Source organism: Nocardia sp. PLKS1-43 (assembly GCF_059510335.1).
This window is the reverse complement of sequence record NZ_JCAJZQ010000003.1, coordinates 157623-173432: the sequence shown is the minus strand read 5'-3', so window position 1 is coordinate 173432 and position 15810 is coordinate 157623. Positions and strand designations below refer to the sequence as shown.

Sequence of the window (15810 nt, the reverse complement as noted above, 5' to 3'; positions counted from 1 at the left end):
GAACGATGTGGGTACCGGCAACGCCCTGCCTGCGCCGCGACGCTCCGATTCCCGCGCGGCCCGTGCGCGCTGCCTGCGCATGCACCGCCCGCCGCGACCGCTTACAGTGTTGCGCGGCGTGGAGGTCCGGAACGATGGTTGAGCAGTACGCGAAGGTTTCGCGAAGAACGGTTCTTCGTGGGACGGCCGTGGCGGGTGCGTTGACGGCGGGTGCGTTGAGTGCGCGGGCGGTGCCCGCGGCGGCGGCCACCGGGCGGCACGTCGCGGTGTTCGGCGGCGGGGTGGCCGGCATGACGGCCGCGCACGAACTGGCCGAGCGGGGTTTCGAGGTCACCGTGTACGAGCCGCGGGCGTTGGGCGGTAAGGCTCGCAGTATCGCGGTGCCCGGCAGTGCGCGCGACGGGCGGCCGGATCTGCCTGGCGAGCACGGATTCCGGTTCTTTCCCGGGTTCTATCACCACATTCCGGATACGATGCGGCGAATCCCGTTCCCGGGCAACGCGAACGGCGTCTGGGACAATCTGGTGGCGGCGTCCGAGGCGCGTTTCTCGCGCAGCGGCGGGCCGGACACCATCGTGCCGATGGGACCCGGGAAGTCGTGGTCGAATCCGGACGATTTCCGGCAGAGCGTCTCCTCGGTGATCGCGACCTCGTCGAAGATGCCGATGGCCGACGCCGGGTATTTCGCCGAACGGCTGCTGGTCTTCATGACCAGTTGCGATGCCCGGCGCACGGGTCGCTGGGAAAACGTGTCGTGGCGTGATTTCATCGGCGCACAACAGCATTCGGCGGAGTTTCGGGTGCTGATGTCGCGCACGCTGACCACGCTGCTGGTGGCCGCGAAGGACGATCACGCCAGTACCCGCACGATCGGCTCGATGGGTGAGCAGTTCCTGGGCAACCCGCTCCGGATCGGCGACGACGGCCCGCTCGACCGGCTGCTGAACGGCCCGACCTCACAGGTCTGGATCGAGCCGTGGGCGCGCCGCCTGCGCGACCTCGGCGTCCGGTTCGTGACCGCCCGGCTGTGCAAGCTCGAGGTGCGCGATCGCCGGATCTCCGGTGCGCGGGTGGCCGACGCGGCGGGACGGGAAAGCGCCGTCGCGGCAGACCATTTCGTGATGGCGGTGCCCGCCGAGGTGGCCCGGCGGCTGTGGACGCCCGATATCCTCGCGGTACAGCCGGAGTTGGCGGCGATGAACCGGCTGGTGGTCGACTGGATGTCCGGCATTCAGTTCTATCTGCGACGCCCGGCCGCGATCGCCCGCGGCCACGTCGCCTACGTCGACTCGCCGTGGTCGCTGACCTCCATCGCGCAGAACCAATTCTGGTCGCGCACACCGCTTTCCGGGTTCGGCGACGGAACCGTTCGAGATTGCCTCTCGGTGGACGTGTCGAATTGGAATACGCCGGGCATCCTGTACGGCAAACCGGCCCGCGAGTGCACCCACGAGGAGATCGCCCGGGAGGTCTGGGCGCAGCTCCAGGCACATCTGGGCGGCAAGACCGCGCTGCCCGACGCCGATCTGCATTCGTGGTTCCTGGATACCGGCGTCACCTGGGACGCCGCGCGCGGGCGCAATTCGAACGCCGACCCGCTGCTGATCAACACCGTCGGCTCCTTGGCCGCCCGCCCGCAGTCGCACGGCGCATTGGAAAACCTCTTCCTCGCAGGCGATTACGTGCGCACGACGATCGACCTGGCCACCATGGAAGGAGCCTGCGAATCGGGTCGCCGGGCCGCGAACGCCCTGCTGGACACCGTCGGCTCGAACTCCCCGCGCTGCAAGCTCTTTCCCCTCTACCGCGCCCCGCAGCTGGAACCCTTCCGCCAACTCGACGCCGCCCGTTATGCGGCCGGGCGGCCGAACAGCTTCGACAGTCGAGGCTGATTTCGGGCAGACCGCACCGAAGTCCTTGCCGTGCGGCGTATTTCGTTGCGGGTACGGTCGCTCCGTGGTCGGCGAGTCCCGCGGCACGGCCGCGACGGAGCCTCCCGGCGGCGCCCGCCGGAATCGTCAAGGATCAATCGCAACGCTGCGAGCCCGGCCGGCCTGTGCCGGTGCAACGCATCGACAATGCCCCGGGGTGCGAGAGTCCCCACACCGACCTGCCCGAATAGGTCGGTGTCGTTATCCGCCCGAGGGACCGCTGGTGACGTCCGGGGCCCGCAGACCTTGCCGGTACGTGCTACTGGAACCGGTACCGGAGCATCCGCTGCCGCCCTCGACGGGCAGGGCCGCGAACACCTCGCATGACATCGCCGACCAATGGGAGCTACCGAGTGAGCCGATGGGGCAAGCTCGGTGCCGTAGCCGCCGGTAGGTGAGCACTCTCGCCGACAGAGCTTCGAATTCTATGGTCAGATCGTGCCCCTGCTGGTGGCCCGGGGGCGTAACAACTCACGGGCTGTCGTGCCCGCCAATGATGTAGGTATGAGCACTTGTCCATCGGTCCGCTGTGTCTCCTGGTGGCTGCAAACACAATCGAACACGGCATCTGTGGAGTGCGAATGTTGTCGGTCGGAGACGACTGGGCCGGATCATCACGATGTTGAGGTACAGGACGAGCAGGGCCGGACCCTGACCCGCTCGGCGACGTCCACGGCGCCGACGGACCTGCCGGTGGCGTCCGGGTCCGGGTGGACGGCGAACGCTCGGGCCGGATGCGAGCGACTCTCCGGCGATCGCGGGGCCCGACCGATTGCGCCCGGGAGCGTCGGCGCGCGCCGAGTCGCGCGACGCGCGAGGGCCGCGCGAGACTGTGATCTACGTCCCTCATCCCGATGACGCGCCCGGGAGGTGCCGCGAGCCCGCGTGGCAATAAACTCGCGGGGTGGCAGACATCTCGATGCGCGGACGGGTCGCGTTGCGTGCGGCGGCGGCTGCGGCCTGGGCCTCGCAGCGGGCCGGGCGCGGTAAGGGATCGATGATCGGCGGGTTGATCGCCCTGCAGATCGATCCGACGATCATGACGCAACTGGGACGCGACCGGCGCACGGTGCTGGTGACCGGCACCAATGGCAAATCGACCACCACCCGGATGACCGCGGCGGCGCTGGGCGCGCTCGGCCCGGTGGCCACTCAGGCCGACGGTGCGAACATGGACGCCGGCATCGTGGCCGCGCTCAACGCCCGTCGCGACGCGTCGGTCGCGGCCATCGAGGTGGACGAGCTGCATCTGCCGCATGTCAGCGATGCGCTGAACCCGGCCGCGGTAGTGCTGTTGAATCTGAGCCGCGATCAGCTGGACCGGGTCGGCGAGATCAATATGATCGAGCGCAAGTTGCGCGCCGGTATGGCCCGGCATCCCGACGCGGTCCTGATCGCCAACTGCGACGACGTGCTGATCACCTCGATCGCATACGACCACCCGAATGTGGTGTGGGTGGCCGCGGGCGGCGGCTGGGCGATGGATGCCACCAGTTGCCCGCGCAGTGGTGAGCCGATCGTGTGGGAGGGCGTGCACTGGCGCAGCACCGGTGCGGATTTCCGGCGCCCGGAGCCGGACTGGTGGGTGGACGAGGAGCATCTGCACGGTCCCGAAGGCGTGAAAATCCCGCTGCACCTTGCCCTTCCGGGACGAGCCAATCGCGGTAACGCCGCGCAGGCGGTGGCCGCGGCAGTGGCGTTGGGCGTCGCGCCGGAGGCGGCGGCCGACGCCGCCGCGACGGTGCGCGAGATCGCGGGCCGCTATCGCACCGTGCGGGTCGGCGAACGTACCGCGCGTCTGCTGCTGGCCAAGAATCCGGCGGGCTGGCAGGAGGCGCTGTCCATGATCGACCCTGCCGCAACGGGTTTGGTGATCGCGGTGAACGGCCAGGTGCCCGACGGCGAGGATCTTTCCTGGCTGTGGGACGTGCGGTTCGAACATTTCGAGGGCACCCAGGTGGTGGCCGCGGGTGAGCGCGCCACCGATCTGGCGGTACGCCTGACCTATGCCGGAGTGGAGCACACCACGGTTTCGAATCCGTTGCGCGCCATAGCTTCCTGTCCGCCCGGACAGGTCGAGGTGCTCGCCAACTACACCGCGTTCCGCGATCTGAACCGCGATCTGGAGGCCCGAGGATGAGGCGTGTGACCGCGACCCGGGAACGGCTGGAGGGATATCGCGCATGAGCGAGTCGACCGTACGAATCGGGCTGGTGCTGCCCGACGTGATGGGCACCTACGGCGACGGCGGCAACGCGGTCGTGCTGCGGCAGCGGCTGCGGATGCGCGGATACGACGCCGAGATCGTCGAGATCACCCTGAGCGACCCGGTGCCGGACTCCCTGGACGTCTACCTGCTCGGCGGTGCGGAGGATTCGGCACAGCGACTGGCCACCCGCCATCTGCAGCGTTATCCGGGTATGCGGGCCGCCGCCGAGCGCGGTGCGCCGGTGCTGGCCATCTGCGCGGCCATCCAGGTGCTGGGCCACTGGTACGAGACCTCCGGCGGCGAACGCGTCGAGGGTGTCGGCATGTTCGACGTCACCACCGCGCCCCGGGCCGAGCGCGCGATCGGCGAGGTGGCCACCGCCCCGCTGCTCCCCGGCCTCACTGAACCGCTCACCGGATTCGAAAACCACCGGGGCGGAACAACTCTGGGCCCCGACGCCACCGGGCTGGCGCGCGTCACGCGCGGCGTCGGCAACGGTGCGGGCGACGGCCTCGAGGGGGTCGTCCAGGGGTCGGTCATCGGTACCTACATGCACGGCCCCGCCCTGGCCCGCAACCCTGAGCTTGCCGACTACTTGCTGGCTCGCGCGCTCGGCGTGGACGAGCTCGCCCCGCTGGATCTTCCCGAGGTCACTCAGCTCCGCCGAGAACGACTGCGCACCTAGCGAGGTCGGCCAATCGCCTCGATCGCCGACGGCGTTCGGCCGTGAGTTCTTCCCGGCTGTGAAGTTGCTTCCCTGTTGCCAGGAAATCATGCCCTGACCGGGGAATTCGTCCGGTTGAGACAATCTCCCTCGACCCGGTAATCTCGCGCGCGGCCATGCGTGATGAGGAGGTGGCCGGGTGCGTAGACGCGCGTTCGTGAAGGCTGCGGGTGCAGCGGTTCTGCTGGGTGCGGCAGGCTCTGCCACCGCGAGCGTGAGTGGTTCTCCGCGCGCGTCGGCCGATCCGATCTGGACCGATCTGTTCCGGCAGTGGGTTCCGGAAATCTTTGCGCCCCTTCCCGATCCGCCGGACCACACCGAGGCGATCGTCGTCGGGTCCGGATTCGGCGCGGCCATCACCGCGCTGCGCCTGGCCCAGGCCGGGGTCGCCAATACCGTGCTCGAGCGCGGCTCGCGCTGGCCCAACGATCCCCAGCGGGAGATCTTCACCGGTGACGACCTGCCCGACGGGCGCGGTTTCTGGCACCGGACCGAATTCACCGGGGTCACCAAGGTGGCGATGAGCTTCGCGAACTTCGGCGGCGTGCTGGACGTCACCCCCTTCGACGGGATCGATGTCTGGCGGGGTGCGGCGGTCGGCGGCGGTTCGGTGGTGTACACCGGCGCGATGATCGAGCCCGAACGTCGTTTCTTCGACGAAATCTTCGGTGGCACAGTCGCTTTCGACGAGATGGATCGGGTCTACTATCCGCGGGTGCGGCAGATGCTGCGACTGGACCCGATGCCCGCGGACATCTACAACTCCGCGCCGTTCACCCACTCGCGATGCTGGGATGCCCAGGCGCGCAAGGCCGGATTCACCCCGTTGCGCAACGACTCGGTGTTCAACTGGGATGTGCTGCGCGCCGAATTGGCCGGGAGATCGCGAGCTTCGGGCACCGCTGCCCGCAGCAATCTGGGCAACTCCAACGGCGCGAAGTTCGATCTCAACCAGAACTACCTGAAATACGCTCAGGCAACGGGTAAGTCGAAGATCTTCGCCGGGCACCGGGTCGAATCCATCGCCCAGGAATCCGGCGGCCGCTACGCGGTGACCGTTACCAAGCTCGATCCGACCGGCGCGGTCCTGCGCCGGCGCACCCTCACCTGCAATCGGCTGTTCCTCGGCGCCGGTTCGGTGGGCACCTCGGAACTGCTGGTGCGCGCCCAGGCCACCGGCGCCCTGCCGCACCTGAACGAACACGTCGGCGACGGCTGGGGCACCAACGGTGATGTGGTGCTCGCCCGCGGCGAGAGTTCGCTGCGGGGCCTGGGCCAGGGTGTGCCCAGCGCCAGCCGCATCTTCGACGACTCCGGTATGCCGCTGAGCCTGGAGAGCTGGTACATCCCGGGGATTCCGGTGGAGACCGGCGCACTGGCCTCCCTCGGCCTGGTCTTCGATCCGACCCGCGCCCGTTTCGGCTACGACAAGGCCCGCGACGCGGTCGGGCTGCGCTGGCCCAAGCAGGCGCAGGACCGGATCACCGCGGCCTGCCGCGCGGTAGACCACCGCATCGCCGAACGCGGCGGCTCACTGGTCGAGTACGGCGCCCTCGGCTACGACGCGAACGCCGTCTTCACCGCGCATCCGCTGGGCGGCGCGGTGCTGGGCCGGGCCACCGACAACTACGGCCGGGTGATCGGACATCCCGGCCTGTATGTCATGGACGGTGCGGCGGTGCCGGGCAGCACCGGCACGGTGAATCCGTCGCTGACCATCTCGGCACTGGCGGAACGCAATATCGAGAACATCATTCGCGCAGGTCACTGATACCCGGTACGCCGACGGGTTAGTCTCGGCGGGATCATTTCGCCGCCAGAAGGGGTCCGTCGTGCCGAAGAACACCGTCGTGTCGGCGCAGGAATATCCGCGCAAACCACCGGTTCTGTGGACCGATTACCTGATGCTTCTCGCGGCGCTGGGCTCCGCGGCGCTGATCTTCTGGGTGGACATCCTGCCGGTGCCGCATCCGGCGCTGCGCCCGATCGTCATCGCGGAGTACGTCACGTGCGCGATCTTCGCCCTGGAACTGCTGTGGCGCTGGCGGCGCGAGGACTGGTCCTGGAACTATCCGTTCCTGTACTGGTACGAGGTGCTGTGCCTGATTCCCGCGGCCGCCACGTATTTCGCCGATTCGCATGTGGTGCGGGTCGTGGTTCTGCTGGCCCGGCTGCTGCGTGTGGCCGATCGCGCGCTGGGTGACCGGGTCACCGTCGCGGTCGTGAACCGGGCGTTGAACGCGATCGTGGAGGCGATCAAACGTCCGGTGACGATAGCGGTGCTCGAGGAGGTCTCCGAGGTGCTGCGTGTCGGCCGGTACACCAGCAATATCGCCTCGGCGCTCGAGGAGAACCGCGCCGAACTGGACGAGATGATCCTGGAGCTGATCGAGAAGGATCCGGCCCTGGGCCGGGTGCGCTACCTGCCCTTCCACGAGGACATCATCCGCGGCATCGCCAGCACCAGTTTCCGCATCGTCTTCCAGGTGCTCGCCGATCCGCGCACCGACGAGCTGGTGGGAGATGTGTTGCGCGAGAACGTACATCAGATGCGTCGCGCGGTCCAGGAGGGCGTCCGCGTCGAGGAGACGGTGGACAACAAACTGCTGTAACTCAGCCCTCCGCTTCGCTCCGGCGGAGTTGTTCAGTGCCCGACGCCGTGTCGCACGACCTCGCGCGGTTCCGCGTAACGCACTGTCTCCCAGGCGATCAGCACGCCCAGCACCGCGCACAGCAGCGCGAGCGCGGCCATCGCCGGCAGGATCGAGGCCAGCGGGATGAGCGCGAGAACGACCACCGCCGCCGCCAGACGCGGCCACAGCAGCACTCTCGTCGCGTAGTGCCGGAATCCGATCAGCGCGAGCAGATAGCCGGCTGCGCCGCCGTAGAGCGCGAACAGCGGAATCCCGTGCAGCGCATCGTGCAAGGTGTGTTCCTGCGCTCCGCCGAGGTACTCGAGCACGTACTTCAGGCCGAGCGACATCGCGATGATCGCGACGACCATCGGGAAATGCCAATAGGTGTAACAGTTTCGGGCGATCTTGATCTGCTGTTGCCCGGTCGCGCGGGCCAGATGCCCCTCGACCACGGCCGCGCCGACGTCGAAGTACGCCCACCACAGCAGACCCGAAACAGCAAGTCCCAGAATCGATCCCACCGTAATCGGCCAGGAGATCGGCAGCCCGGCCACGCCGACGCCGATGGAGACGACCGATTCGCCCAGCGCGATGATGACGATCAGGCCGTGCCGCTCGGCGAAATGCGAGGTCGAGTTGACCCGCCATTCGTTGCCGGAGAACAGCGTCCAGGCCATATCGCCGGCGACGGCCGCGACCCACAGCCACAGCTGCGTGCTCCCGTGGTTGACCGCGGCGATGATCAGCAGTGTCGTACCGATCGTGATCGACCCCACCGCCCAGCGCGTCACCTGCCCGCGCAACTGCGGGTCCTGCGCACTGGCGCACCAGAACATCCACAGGTGCACCAGCCGGATGAACAGATACGCCAGGGCGAACACCAGCGGTCCGTACCAGCCGCCGGCCATATCGTCGAACGCCTCGGGAATGGTGATGGCCACGATCAGCGCCGCGCCCATGGCCCCGAACATCGCGAGCCTGGCGATGCCCTCGTCGGCCTTCACGACATTGCCGAGCCAGGCGTAGGCGATCCAAACCCACCACAGCACCGCCAGCACGAGAAATGCGCGCAGCATGTTCAGCGCGGTGGTCTCGTGTGCGGCCAGATCATCGACCTGGGTGAAGGCGAACACCAGCACCAGATCGAAGAACAGTTCCAGCTGCGTGACCGAGGCCTGCTCGGTGACCGCCTGAATCCGGGATCGTTTGCCACGAATCATGGGCACCATCGTGACAGGTCACCGACCGCGTCGCCCGGATCGTGCGAAGCGCGAGCGGAAGTCAGCTCACCTCGTAGTTCTCGCCGAACTGGAACTTCTCGATGAATTCGATGAGGTTCTGGACCGCTTCTTCGTTGGCCTTGGCCATACTGCGTTTCATCAGGATGCCCGGAACCGGAATCGGCAGATAGACCTCGGAGTGATACCAGACCTCGGTGCCCTCGGGGGACTGCTCGAGTTCGAACCAGCCCTTGCCGCCGCCGCCCGCGCCGCTCTCCACCACTTTCCAGGAGATGCGTTCGCCGGTGCAGTCGTACTCGAGCACCTGCCGATCGGAATTCCCCATCGGGCTCACCGTGGCGTAGACCCGCTTCGGGCGTCCGTACGCGTCATGGGTTGCCACGCGCACATCCTTGTGCGAGGGGGACCAGTCGGGAGTCCGCTCGACCGCGAGCAGTGCCTCCATCACTTGGTCGGGATCGACATCGACGATGAATCGGTGGTCGGTCTTCGTGCGCATAGCCTTGCCCTCCACCCCCCGGAAATACCTGACCGATTGTCTCCGTGGTCACACTCGGTCGTCAACCATGCCCGCGGGGTCGGGATTACGCAGACCGTCCAGTATGCACAACTGGCTATCGAGCCGTCCGGAGCGCCGGTTGCTCGCGCCGACTCGATCGGGGGACACGTCCCGGCGACGCGGTGCGGGACGGTGGACTGTGCTCAGTGGCGCTGAACGACCCAGTCGGGGCCGGGGAACACCAGGCTCTCGTGGCCGTCGTCGAATCGGACCATGTACGGCGGTGCGCCGTCGGCACCGCGTACCTCGAGGATTTCACCCTTACGATCCGGCATTCCGACCATGTGGCTGTGCACAGATAATCGATCTCCGACATTTGCCTGCATGGTCTGAATTATCCGTCCGGCGTGATGAACATCACAAGGTATACGAACGTTTCAGATTGCCCGGCCGCGTCGGATATAACACTCTCGGGCACCCCTTATCTCCGTTCGGCGCGCGCCGCTACTCCGCTTCGCGCAGCATGGCCGTCACGCGCACGGACGTGTCGTGCAGCCGATTGAACAGGCCCAGTATCAATTCCAGTTGCTCGGCGCTGTAATCGCCCATGACCCTGCCGAATTCGCGGGCCAGCGGCTCGTACTGCCGGGCGATCTCGGCGGTGCGGTCCTCGGCCAGGGAGATGATCACCCGGCGGCGATCGTTCCGGTCGTGCTCGCGGGTCACGAAGCCGCTCTTGAGCAATCGGTCGATCATCCGGGTGACCGCCCCGGTGGTCAGGCCGGTGCGGGCGGCCAGTTCGCCCGGGGTGGCCGGGCCGCCGAGGCGCAACAGGTTGAGGCAGCGCAGATCGGTGACGTGCAATCCCAGCCGGTCGGCCACGGCCTGATGCATCATCACCGCGTCGGTGGCGTTGCGCTGTGCGGCGACCGTCAGTCGCCGCCCCAGGTCGGTGGCTGCCGCGGTGGCACGTCGTGTCATCGGCGCTGTGTTCCCGTCTCTCGTCGGTTCCGCTCGTTTCCCCGCTCTTGACAGCTTAACCTCACCAATTCATCATCTTACTCGTGCAACTATTGTTTTGCGAAGTTACTGACTCACTCAGTTATTGGAGGAAGCGCCGATGACCGCCGAAATCAATGCCGATGCCGAGACCGCTGTTCGTGCGCTGATCACCCGTGCCGAGCAGGCCTGGGCGGCCGGCGATGCCCGCGCCTATGCCGCCGTCTTCTCCCCCGACGCGGACTACGTGACCTTCATGGGCACCCACCACAAGGGCCGCGAGGCGATCGAGGCCTGTCACGTGCCGTTGTTCGAGAAGTATCAGAAGGGCTCGCGGATCGACAGCGAGATCACCCAGGTGCGATTGCTCACTCCCGACGTCGCCCTCGTGCACGGCAAGGGCGCGCTGGTGAAGGGGAGTCGGCGTCGCACCCCGCGCCGCACGAAGGTGCAGACCTGGGTTGCCGTACGGCGCAACGGAGAATGGGAAATCGCTGCCTTTCACAACACGAAATATCACTGGATCCTCGCGCCGCTGACCGCCCGTTTCGATGCTCGGATGGCCTCCTCGGCACTGCCGGGGATCGAGGTGCACCGTTAACTTCTTGCCGCGAGTCGGTACTCTGGGTTGCTGTTAACAGCTGGTAAGTCGATCTTGGAGGATCCCTCGTGGCTCTCGTCGTCCAGAAGTACGGAGGATCCTCGGTGGCTACCGCCGAGCGCATCCGGCGCGTCGCCGAACGGATCGTCGAGACGAAGAAGCAGGGGCACGACGTCGTCGTGGTCTGCTCGGCGATGGGCGATACCACCGACGAGTTGATGGACCTGGCGCAGCAGGTCTCGCCCGCCGCACCGGCGCGTGAGATGGACATGCTGCTGACCTCGGGTGAGCGCATCTCCAATGCTCTGGTGGCCATGGCGATTCACTCGCTCGGCGCCGAAGCGCGCTCGTTCACCGGCTCGCAGGCGGGCGTCATCACCACCGGTGCGCACGGTAAGGCGAAGATCATCGATGTGACCCCGTCGCGGCTGCGCGAGGCACTCGACGAGGGCACGATCGTGCTGGTCGCCGGATTCCAGGGCGTGTCCCAGGACAGCAAGGACGTGACCACGCTCGGTCGCGGTGGCTCCGACACCACCGCGGTCGCGCTGGCCGCGGCGCTGGAAGCCGACGTGTGCGAGATCTACACCGATGTGGACGGCGTGTTCACCGCAGACCCGCGCATCGTCTCCGATGCGCAGCGCCTGGAACAGGTCTCCTACGAGGAGATGCTGGAGATGGCGGCCTGCGGTTCCAAAGTGCTGATGCTGCGTTGCGTGGAGTACGCGCGCAGTTACAACGTGCCCGTGCATGTGCGCTCGTCCTACACCGACAAGCCGGGTACCTACGTTTACGGATCGATGGAGGACATCCCCTTGGAGCAAGCAATCCTCACCGGCGTCGCGCACGACCGCAGCGAGGCCAAGGTGACCGTCGTCGCGATACCGGACGAACCGGGCTACGCCGCCAAGGTGTTCCGCGCGGTCGCCGATGCCGAGATCAACATCGATATGGTGTTGCAGAACGTCTCGAAGGTGGAGACCGGCAAGACCGACATCACCTTCACCATGCCCAAGACCGACAGCGCCCGCGCGGTGGAGATGCTGACGAACCGGCAGAGCGAGATCGGCTTCTCGCAGGTGCTGTTCGACGATCACATCGGCAAGGTTTCGCTGGTCGGCGCCGGTATGAAGAGTCATCCGGGCGTCACCGCGACGTTCTGTGAGGCGCTGGCCGAGGCGGGGATCAACATCGATCTCATCTCCACCTCGGAGATCCGGATCTCGGTGCTGGTCCGGGACGACGAACTCGACCAGGCCGTGCAGGTGCTGCACCGGGCCTTCGATCTCGGCGGCGACGAGGTGGCGGTCGTACACGCGGGAACGGGGCGGTAATCATGGGCGTACGTGTCGGAGTGGTCGGCGCGACCGGACAGGTCGGCGCCGTCATGCGAAAACTGTTGCAGGAGCGGAACTTTCCCGCCGACGAGGTGCGCTTCTTCGCCTCCTCGCGGTCGGCGGGCAAGACGCTGCCGTGGCGGGACGGCGAGATCGTGGTCGAGGACGCCGAGACCGCCGATCCCAGCGGTCTGGACATCGCGCTGTTCTCGGCCGGCGCCACGATGTCCCGGGTGCAGGCGCCGCGGTTCGCCGCGGCCGGGGTGACCGTCATCGACAACTCCTCGGCCTGGCGCAAGGACCCCGAGGTGCCGCTGGTGGTCAGCGAGGTCAACCCGGAGCAGACCCGCAATCTGGTCAAGGGCATCATCGCCAACCCGAACTGCACCACCATGGCCGCGATGCCGGTGCTCAAGCCGCTGCACGACGCGGCGGGTCTGCGGCGCCTGATCGTGTCGACCTATCAGGCCGTCTCCGGCAGCGGCCTGGCCGGTGTGGACGAGCTGGCCTCGCAGGCGCGCGCGGTGATCGACGACGCCGAGAAGCTGACCCACGACGGTTCGGCGGTCGAGTTCCCGGCGCCGAACAAGTACGTCGCGCCGATCGCGTTCAACGTGCTGCCGCTGGCGGGTTCGCTGGTGGACGACGGTTCCGGGGAGACCGACGAGGATCAGAAGCTGCGCAACGAGAGCCGCAAGATCCTCGGCATTCCCGAACTGCTGGTGAGCGGCACCTGCGTGCGCGTCCCGGTCTTCAGCGGTCACTCGCTGTCGATCAATGCCGAGTTCGCCCGGTCGCTGTCGGTCGAGGAGGCCCGCAAACTCCTGGCCGACGCCCCCGGTGTGAAGCTGGTCGAGGTGCCCACCCCGCTGCAGGCCGCCGGCATCGACGAATCCCTCGTCGGCCGCATCCGCCAGGACCCGGGTGTCCCGGACGGCCGCGGCCTGGCCCTGTTCGTCTCCGGCGACAACCTGCGAAAGGGCGCTGCCCTCAACACGATTCAGATCGCCGAGGTCCTGCTCGCCGACCGCTGAGCCGATCGCCTTGGAACGGGCCGTTGGATTCCGATATGGAATTCCAACGGCCCGTTCGGCATTCGGGTGTATGCCAGGGGGCGGACCACGCTCAGCGGGCGCGCAGGCCGTCGAAGAGGACGGCGAAGGTGCGGCGGCGTTGTTCGGCGTTCGCGCCCGTGGTGTGGGTGGCCAGAAAGCCGCCCTTGAGAATTCGCATGAGGTCGTCGATATCGACATCGGCGCGGGCCGCGCCGGCGGACTGCGCGCGGCGCAGCAGGACGTCGATGGCGGCGAGGAGTTCGACTGTGGGGCCGGGGGTTTCGAGGCTCTCGTGGCCGCCGACCGCTTCGGCGAGATCGCGTTTGACCCCGCCCTCGACGACCATCAGGTCGAGGTAGTCGAAGAAGGCGCGACCGGGGTCCGGGGCATCGGCCAGAGCGCGGGCCTGGGCGACCATTCGCTCGACGCGGTCCACCATCGCCGCGTGGAACAGCGCCTCCTTGGTGGGGAAATGCCGGTAGACCGTACCGGGGCCGACCCCGGCGCGCCGGGCGATCTCGTCCAGCGGGACCGAGATGCCCTCTGCGGCGAAGGCCTCCTGGGCCGCGGCCAGGACGCGTTCACGGTTGCGGCGGGCATCGGCGCGCAGCGCGCGGCCCGTCCCGGTGGGCGTGGCCGCCTTCGCCTGTGTTTCGGTCACGGCGTGAGTCTACCCGGAAGGTCGTTGACAAACGGGGCGCACGTTCCGGATTATAAGCGGGGCATACGTTCCGATTTTTAGAGGTAATCATGACAGCAGATCAGAACCTCACACCACGCGCGGTGGTCGAGCGGTTGTTCCTCGGCCTCGGTACGCCCGACGCCGACGCGTTCGCCGACGCGATGGCACCGGACGCGGTGTTCGAGATTCCGTGGACCCGCCCCGGCATGCCCGAACGACTCGAGGGCCGGGAGGCGATCCGCGCACATCTGGCCGAGCGCTGGGCGAACGCGTCCCGCATCCAGGTGCACGGCATCCATCCGGAGATCTACGCGACCTCCGATCCCGAACTGTTCTTCGTGGAGAACGAGGTCGATATGACCACGCCCGATGGGGTGCGCTCGCGCGCTCGGACCTCGGTCAACACGGTGCGCGTGCGGGACGGCCGGGTGGTGCTGTTCCGCGACTACATGGACACCGGGCGCTTGGCGGCCCTGGTCGAGCAGTGATCCGTGCCGCCCTGCCCGGCCGACCGCCGGGCAGGGCGGTCAGCGGATGCCGGGCGTTCGCGGATCGGGTCCGAGGCAGGTCAGGATCAGGCAGCCCACGGGCGCGTCGGAGAACGGCGGCGCGAGCGGAGTTTGCAAGCAGGACAACACATTACAGTTCGGATAGGCATCGGGTCCGATGCCGAACAGGGCCAGGGTGATGTTCGAGTCGAAGTACGCGCGCGGATCCAGCGGCAGCGGCGGTTCCACATAGGGTCCCGGATCGGGGATCGGTGGACGCGCGAAGGCGGCGAGCAGCTTGCGGAAGAATTCGTGGGACAGCTCACCCATGTTCTGCAGGACGCCGGGCAGACCCTCGGTGCTGTGATTGCCGAACGCGCCGGTCCATTCCACCGTCAGGTCGAGGTTCGGAACGACGAACACGTCCTGCAACCCGATGCCGGACATCTGATAGCTGCCGGGCAGGAATGCGGGCACCTCCGCGCAGCCGGGACCGACCCAGAACAGATATCCGTAACAGGGATTGGTCGCCGAGGGCCGCCGCGCGGCGCTCAGATATTCCGAGGAGACGATCTGCCGATCGCCCCACTGGCCCCGATTGCTCAGCAGCAGACCGAGTTTGGCCAGATCGTCCGGCGGAATCAGCAGGTGTGCGTAGCCGTAGGTGTGCCCGGAGCGATCCCGCGCCCAGTAGTAGTCGCCGCGCGCGATGCCCAGCGGGTCGAACAGCTCGCGCTGGGCGAACTGCTGCAACGGTTCTCGCACGGCGAGTTCGACGACATAGGACAGCAGATCCACATTGCGCTGGCTGTAGGCGAACGTGGTGCCGGGCGGATTGTCGAACGGCACGCCCAGGGCCTGCACCGCGCTGTCGGGATCGATCGGGATGACGCCGCTGACGCCCTCGTTGATCGCGCCCACATGCAGGCCGGAGGTCTCGGTCAGCAGATCGGTGACCGTGATCGCACGATGCTCCGCGTCGCCCAGTCCTGGCGGCAGATAACGGCCGATGGGCGCGGTCAGGTCGAGTTCGCCTTTGTCCGAGGCGATTCCGGCGATCAGCGAGACCACGCTCTTGGTGACGCTCCAGACGTTCCACGGCGTCCGGCCGGTGCGGTCGTCGGACGGGCCCGTGCCGACCAGGCAGTTTTGCCGAAAGACCTGCACGTTCAGCCGGTTTCGGCGGATCGCGAAGTCGAGCGCGTCGGCGAGCCGCGCGGGATCGAATCCGGCCTGTTCGGCAGTGGCTCGGGGGAAGGCCCGTCCGGAACTCACCCCGCAGTGGAGTTCGGTGTCGGTCGACGCACCGGCGTACCCGGGTACCACACCGATCGTCGCCAGGATCACAGCAGTCGCAAACCACCCCAGAATGCGGCACATGGCTGTGAGGCTAGCGCGTGATGGGCGT

General features: G+C 67.4%; 15 protein-coding genes. 9 read left to right on the top strand and 6 right to left on the bottom strand.

The features are described from left to right. The first annotated feature begins 134 nt into the window (after window positions 1-134). The 5 genes from AC5WS7_RS12670 to AC5WS7_RS12650 all read left to right on the top strand — a co-directional run bounded on the left by AC5WS7_RS12670 (window position 135) and on the right by AC5WS7_RS12650 (window position 7476). The gene (locus AC5WS7_RS12670; protein ID WP_495954655.1) at window positions 135-1892 is read left to right on the top strand and encodes a hydroxysqualene dehydroxylase; all 1758 of its coding nucleotides are present in this window, start codon (window positions 135-137) and stop codon (window positions 1890-1892) included. Between the two features lie 958 nt (window positions 1893-2850). Further along, a complete protein-coding gene (locus AC5WS7_RS12665) occupies window positions 2851-4071 on the top strand; it encodes a Mur ligase family protein (protein ID WP_495955160.1) in 1221 nt (406 codons plus the stop codon). Window positions 4072-4114: 43 nt separating this feature from the next. After that, a complete protein-coding gene (locus AC5WS7_RS12660) occupies window positions 4115-4825 on the top strand; it encodes a type 1 glutamine amidotransferase (RefSeq protein ID WP_495954654.1) in 711 nt (236 codons plus the stop codon). Between the two features lie 178 nt (window positions 4826-5003). Next, a complete protein-coding gene (locus AC5WS7_RS12655; protein WP_495954653.1) occupies window positions 5004-6635 on the top strand; it encodes a GMC oxidoreductase in 1632 nt (543 codons plus the stop codon). A gap of 61 nt (window positions 6636-6696) precedes the next feature. Beyond that, window positions 6697-7476 carry an ion transporter gene (locus AC5WS7_RS12650; RefSeq protein WP_495954652.1) on the top strand — a complete coding sequence of 260 codons (780 nt, stop codon included), beginning with the start codon at window positions 6697-6699 and terminating at the stop codon, window positions 7474-7476. A 32-nt stretch (window positions 7477-7508) separates the two neighbouring features. Here the strand turns inward: AC5WS7_RS12650 and AC5WS7_RS12645 are convergent, their stop codons facing one another. From AC5WS7_RS12645 to AC5WS7_RS12630, 4 genes are all read right to left on the bottom strand, one after another. After that, the gene (locus AC5WS7_RS12645) at window positions 7509-8720 is read right to left on the bottom strand and encodes a low temperature requirement protein A (RefSeq protein ID WP_495954651.1); all 1212 of its coding nucleotides are present in this window, start codon (window positions 8718-8720) and stop codon (window positions 7509-7511) included. 61 nt (window positions 8721-8781) lie between these two features. Then, a complete protein-coding gene (locus AC5WS7_RS12640) occupies window positions 8782-9240 on the bottom strand; it encodes an SRPBCC family protein (RefSeq protein WP_495954650.1) in 459 nt (152 codons plus the stop codon). A 203-nt stretch (window positions 9241-9443) separates the two neighbouring features. Further along, window positions 9444-9626 carry a DUF1918 domain-containing protein gene (locus tag AC5WS7_RS12635; RefSeq protein WP_495954649.1) on the bottom strand — a complete coding sequence of 61 codons (183 nt, stop codon included), beginning with the start codon at window positions 9624-9626 and terminating at the stop codon, window positions 9444-9446. Window positions 9627-9744: 118 nt separating this feature from the next. Continuing rightward, entirely contained in the window at window positions 9745-10221 is a 477-nt protein-coding gene (locus tag AC5WS7_RS12630) for a MarR family winged helix-turn-helix transcriptional regulator (protein ID WP_495954648.1), read from the bottom strand. Window positions 10222-10360: 139 nt separating this feature from the next. On the opposite strand from AC5WS7_RS12630, the gene AC5WS7_RS12625 reads away from it, so the two are divergent. The 3 genes from AC5WS7_RS12625 (at window position 10361) to AC5WS7_RS12615 (ending at window position 13211) form a co-directional block, all read left to right on the top strand. Continuing rightward, window positions 10361-10840 (top strand): SgcJ/EcaC family oxidoreductase, encoded by a 480-nt coding sequence (locus tag AC5WS7_RS12625; RefSeq protein ID WP_495954647.1) that lies wholly within the window; start codon window positions 10361-10363, stop codon window positions 10838-10840. 68 nt (window positions 10841-10908) lie between these two features. Next, window positions 10909-12174, top strand: coding sequence for an aspartate kinase (locus AC5WS7_RS12620; protein ID WP_495954646.1), 1266 nt, complete (start codon window positions 10909-10911; stop codon window positions 12172-12174). A gap of 2 nt (window positions 12175-12176) precedes the next feature. Next, the gene (locus AC5WS7_RS12615; RefSeq protein ID WP_495954645.1) at window positions 12177-13211 is read left to right on the top strand and encodes an aspartate-semialdehyde dehydrogenase; all 1035 of its coding nucleotides are present in this window, start codon (window positions 12177-12179) and stop codon (window positions 13209-13211) included. A 91-nt stretch (window positions 13212-13302) separates the two neighbouring features. On the opposite strand, the gene AC5WS7_RS12610 is transcribed toward AC5WS7_RS12615, so the two are convergent. Then, the gene (locus AC5WS7_RS12610; protein WP_495954644.1) at window positions 13303-13893 is read right to left on the bottom strand and encodes a TetR/AcrR family transcriptional regulator; all 591 of its coding nucleotides are present in this window, start codon (window positions 13891-13893) and stop codon (window positions 13303-13305) included. A gap of 89 nt (window positions 13894-13982) precedes the next feature. On the opposite strand from AC5WS7_RS12610, the gene AC5WS7_RS12605 reads away from it, so the two are divergent. Further along, window positions 13983-14402 (top strand): nuclear transport factor 2 family protein, encoded by a 420-nt coding sequence (locus AC5WS7_RS12605; protein WP_495954643.1) that lies wholly within the window; start codon window positions 13983-13985, stop codon window positions 14400-14402. A 39-nt stretch (window positions 14403-14441) separates the two neighbouring features. Here AC5WS7_RS12605 and AC5WS7_RS12600 read toward each other — a convergent pair whose 3' ends face one another. Then, window positions 14442-15782: a serine hydrolase domain-containing protein gene (locus AC5WS7_RS12600; protein WP_495954642.1), complete on the bottom strand. Its 1341-nt coding sequence runs from the start codon at window positions 15780-15782 to the stop codon at window positions 14442-14444. Window positions 15783-15810 lie beyond the last annotated feature (28 nt).

What these genes read in the sequence shown, in the direction of transcription:
- AC5WS7_RS12670 (WP_495954655.1), top strand. Translation starts at nt 135, where the DNA reads ATGGTTGAGCAGTACGCGAAGGTTTCGCGAAGAACGGTTCTTCGTGGG.
- AC5WS7_RS12665 (WP_495955160.1), top strand. Translation starts at nt 2,851, where the DNA reads ATGCGCGGACGGGTCGCGTTGCGTGCGGCGGCGGCTGCGGCCTGGGCC.
- AC5WS7_RS12660 (WP_495954654.1), top strand. Translation starts at nt 4,115, where the DNA reads ATGAGCGAGTCGACCGTACGAATCGGGCTGGTGCTGCCCGACGTGATG.
- AC5WS7_RS12645 (WP_495954651.1), bottom strand. Translation starts at nt 8,720, where the DNA reads ATGATTCGTGGCAAACGATCCCGGATTCAGGCGGTCACCGAGCAGGCC.
- AC5WS7_RS12640 (WP_495954650.1), bottom strand. Translation starts at nt 9,240, where the DNA reads ATGCGCACGAAGACCGACCACCGATTCATCGTCGATGTCGATCCCGAC.
- AC5WS7_RS12635 (WP_495954649.1), bottom strand. Translation starts at nt 9,626, where the DNA reads ATGCAGGCAAATGTCGGAGATCGATTATCTGTGCACAGCCACATGGTC.
- AC5WS7_RS12630 (WP_495954648.1), bottom strand. Translation starts at nt 10,221, where the DNA reads ATGACACGACGTGCCACCGCGGCAGCCACCGACCTGGGGCGGCGACTG.
- AC5WS7_RS12625 (WP_495954647.1), top strand. Translation starts at nt 10,361, where the DNA reads ATGACCGCCGAAATCAATGCCGATGCCGAGACCGCTGTTCGTGCGCTG.
- AC5WS7_RS12615 (WP_495954645.1), top strand. Translation starts at nt 12,177, where the DNA reads ATGGGCGTACGTGTCGGAGTGGTCGGCGCGACCGGACAGGTCGGCGCC.
- AC5WS7_RS12605 (WP_495954643.1), top strand. Translation starts at nt 13,983, where the DNA reads ATGACAGCAGATCAGAACCTCACACCACGCGCGGTGGTCGAGCGGTTG.
- AC5WS7_RS12600 (WP_495954642.1), bottom strand. Translation starts at nt 15,782, where the DNA reads ATGTGCCGCATTCTGGGGTGGTTTGCGACTGCTGTGATCCTGGCGACG.